Consider the following 4,059-nt stretch of genomic DNA (forward strand, 5'->3'; position numbering starts at 1 on the left):
TACACAGGCTTTACCGCCCTTCGGCGGTTCAACTTATTTGTTAATCAGCTAATGCTTGACTTGCTAACCTGCGAAGGCAGGTTTTGTCTGTGTAGCGACAGATTTCAATCTGTCGTAAAATTTGAGAATGAAACAGCCCTGCCTTATCAAAGGGGGGAGCAAGAATCCTGCATTTCTTCCAAATCGGGATGCTCCCTTTTGCCATGATTATTGAAGTAAGTTATGCTTTTAGATACCATACCACCAATCACTTAACCTTTATGCCAATCGGAATTAGAATTTATCATAAAATCCTCCAACATATTCACAAATATTTCGTGTTTAGTACCAACTATAGCAATCCTAAATCGGTTGTGGCAATTTTCCGAAACGCGATTCTTGCTATGCCTGGGTTTCAATCCACTCACTTGTTACAACTAATTTAGGATCGCTATAGCCTGAACAAAATTATCCAGATAGCGACATTTTTCTAATGTATCTAATGTAGGAATACAAATATAAGTTTTGCCTCTAATAATAAGGAGCTGAAGTTTAAAACTAAAAACTATTGAAAAAATCCCAAACATCCAAAATATTAATCCGTATTTCATGCCAGGGAGTCTTGCTCATTCTTTTTCTAGATATTTTAAATAAGACATCGCCAATAATTCACATAGGGCAGGTGTCTCGCCTCTCGAAAGAGAATCTTTTATGGAGATGTCTTATCAAGAACATTCTCAGCCATTACTGTCTATAGTTAACCGGGATAACTTTGCTGCGATTAACTAGTTCAAATCTTACTTCCTTTCACCACAATCGAATCTCCTGCCAACTTAGCTTCATAGGTTGGTAAGGGTTTTTTGGCTGGACCTTGAACAACTTTGCCATCAATGGTAAATTTAGAATCGTGGCAGGGACAAACAAACTGTTTTTGGTCAGCTTTCCATGCGACAAAGCAACCTGCGTGAGAGCAAGTAGGATTAACAGCCGCGATCGCATTATTTCCATCGGGATTCCGGACAACTAACACGGCTCCCCCAGGAAATTCCTTATTGAGGATTTGACCATTTTTATCTAAATCAGCTACTTTCCCAACAGGCTGAAACCCATCTGCACTAACAGAAGGAGTAGGAGATTCTGATTTAGTAGTTTTGGGGGAACAAGCAATAAGTGCTACTGGTAAGTAACTAGCCATTCCACCCACACCCATCCAGGTTAAAAATTCTCGACGATCCATAATATTGTTGGTTGTTAGTTATTGGTTATTTGTTGTTGGTTATTGGTTGTTCGTTGTTGGTTATTGGTTGTTCGTTGTTGATTGTTAGTATGAAGCCCCCATGTTAATTATAACATCAACTGAAAACTCAAAACTTAAAACTCAAAACTCAAAACTCTCCATTCTCCATTCTCATATCCGCTGTTCCATTCCGTTTTTCAAGTAAAATTGAAACAAGACTTTTAAAGCAGCTAGCCAAGGGGACAGCTACCACCAAGCCCAGTAATCCTGCCAAATGCGCTCCCACTATTAATGAAAATAGCACCCAGACGGGATTTAGTCCAGTAAATCCCCCTAAAAGGCGGGGAGCAAATCCATTTTCAATCACCTGCTCAATAATAGTAGCAACAATTAGGACTCTCACCCCAAGCCAGATACTTTTTAGTCCAGTCAGAAAACTAACTATCGCAATACTCAAAGCGCAGCCAAAGGGAACTAACGCCATAATTCCCACTCCCAAGCCAAACAATAAACCAAAAGGAACTTGTAAGATTAAAAATGCCACTGTCATCAATATTCCCATCAGTGATGCTATCGTCGCTTGTCCGACAAAATAGTTATGAAAGTTTTGCCGCAGGGCTTCTCGCAATCTATTAGAATAGCTAGAGGGTATCCACTGAAAAATTCCGTCCCATACTTTCTCAGAATGGAGGACTAGATAGAAGGTTAACACTAAAGTTAGTACGACATTCAATACACTACCAACCGTACCTACTACCCAATGGACAACCTCACCGACAAGAGTTTGCAATTGTTGAGAAAGACGATCCGCAATCTGAGTCGCTAAACCACTGATATTAATCGGTAATTTCCAAGCAATTGCCCATTCACTAAGGTGAGTTAGTTGTTGTCTGCCTGATTCAATCCAACTTGGTAAGTACTCCGCTAGATCTGTTAATTGTTTGATTAAGATGGGCACGATTATAATTGCTAAAACCGTTAATAGTAAAAAAGTTATCAAAAAAACCAATAAAATAGCGAAATTACGCCTCATACCGCACCGCTTTAAAAAATTAACAGGATAGTCTAAAACAAATGCAAGTAAGTTAGCTGTGATAAAAATAGTGATTGGCGATTTAAAATACTCAAACGCTAGGACGAATAGCCACCCATTCAAAAAGAGTACTGGGTAGATGAATCCAATTGATAACCAACGGGGCAGTTTATTTGTTAATTTCATCAGATGAAAAGGGGTGAGTAGGTATAATTTGTGCTAGATATTTATTAAGGATAAAGCCAAAAGATCAATTGCGTCTCACCAGATTCAACCTCTGTGATGATTTTCATTCTTTTACCTCACAGGGATGTGAGGGAGTGGTGGGATTAAGCTCGATAATGGCAGGAGACAGACAGATCGAGACTAAACGCTGGTGCGGAATTAGCGAAAGCTGCTCCTGTTTGCGATCGCAGCCCCCACGGTTATGATGTCTAATATGGGGATAGTCACGATTTTAGCAGAGGCTGGTTACTGGCTCTACGCGCAGATTGTGGAACATGTGGAACAATATAGAAAATCGTCCTTCGTATAGCTAAAACTCGCACGGGAAGGATAAAGCATTTTATTTTAGCCCTTCTCATCCCACGCCAATCCCTGATCGGAGGAAATTAAATTAATAATTAGCCATTAAATTAGTAACAGTAGAACCTAAAAATTATTCATGGTATATTGAGATTCTTTTGTCCCCACTCCCCATCCTTATATCCCCTCTTCCACTTCCTTCTCCATATATGGACAAAAAGCTCATTCATAAATTCAGTTCATTATTTGGCTTCCTGCTTCTCGGTTTCTCACTCTTTGCGATCGCCCACGAACTGCGACAATATAGCTATCAGGATATACTAAACAGTTTCAGGTCAATACCAAAGATTCAATTACTTTCAGCGATTGGGTTGACTGGATTAGGCTATCTAGCTCTGAGTGGCTACGATCTCCTGGCGTTGAACTATGTCAATCATCGCCTCTCCTTGCCAAAGATTATATTTGCCAATTTTATTAGTAATGCCTTCAGCAATTCGATTGGCTTGGCTTTCCTGACTAGCAGCGCTATCCATTATCGATTTTACTCGGTTTGGGGAGTACCGACAATTGCGATCGCAGTTGTGATTGCTTTCGTGAATTTAAGTTTCTGTCTGGGACTTTTTGCTCTCGGTGGGGTAATGTTTCTGGTTGCACCCTTACCAATTCCCCCCTTACTCAATTTACCGTGGCTTTCAGTACGTCCCCTCGGTTTTATTTTCCTAATCTTGACTGTCGCGTACTTGTTGAGTAGTATTCTGATCCGGAAACCTTTAAAATTCCGCGATCGCGAATTTCGCTTTCCGTCTTTCAGGCTAGCATTTTTCCTGATTCTGGTGTCTTGTGTGGAATGGGCTTTAGCTGCCAGCGTCATCTACAGCCTTCTCCCGCCAACCGCTGCCTTATCTTATCCCACATTTTTGAGTATCTACTTATTAGGCATGGGGGCTGGTGTGATTAGTAATGTACCCGGAGGTTTGGGAGTATTTGAAACCATCGTACTATTTTTCCTCTCACCTTATATTCCCGGACCAGCCGTTTTTGGCTCTTTACTTGCCTACCGATGCGTTTACTACTTCCTACCACTATTTCTGGCAACTGGGTTACTGGGGATATACGAACTAAAAGGGCGATCGCGCTATAAATCAAAAAACTAGGAATTATAAGGTGAGTCGCTTTCAACCCCGTGTCTTTAGACCGGGGAGTGTCAAAAATACCATTTTAGCTAGACAAGCGGGAATCCCCACGTCCATACCCGCTTCGGGTTGGCGTGGGATGAAAGACGAGT

Annotated in this window: 3 protein-coding genes; 1 reads left to right on the plus strand and 2 read right to left on the minus strand. The window is 40.9% G+C overall.

The window, feature by feature from the left end; translation table 11 throughout:
* Positions 1-769: 769 nt before the first annotated feature.
* The gene (locus NJ959_RS26595; protein ID WP_254014773.1) at positions 770-1,216 is read right to left on the minus strand and encodes a QcrA and Rieske domain-containing protein; all 447 of its coding nucleotides are present in this window, start codon (positions 1,214-1,216) and stop codon (positions 770-772) included.
* Positions 1,217-1,364: 148 nt separating this feature from the next.
* A complete protein-coding gene (locus tag NJ959_RS26600; protein ID WP_254014774.1) occupies positions 1,365-2,435 on the minus strand; it encodes an AI-2E family transporter in 1,071 nt (356 codons plus the stop codon).
* A 548-nt stretch (positions 2,436-2,983) separates the two neighbouring features.
* Between NJ959_RS26600 and NJ959_RS26605 the strand changes: the two genes are divergently transcribed.
* Positions 2,984-3,928, plus strand: coding sequence for a lysylphosphatidylglycerol synthase domain-containing protein (locus NJ959_RS26605; protein ID WP_254014775.1), 945 nt, complete (start codon positions 2,984-2,986; stop codon positions 3,926-3,928).
* Positions 3,929-4,059 lie beyond the last annotated feature (131 nt).

This window comes from Limnofasciculus baicalensis BBK-W-15 (assembly GCF_024178385.1).
Lineage (GTDB): Bacteria > Cyanobacteriota > Cyanobacteriia > Cyanobacteriales > Coleofasciculaceae > Limnofasciculus > Limnofasciculus baicalensis.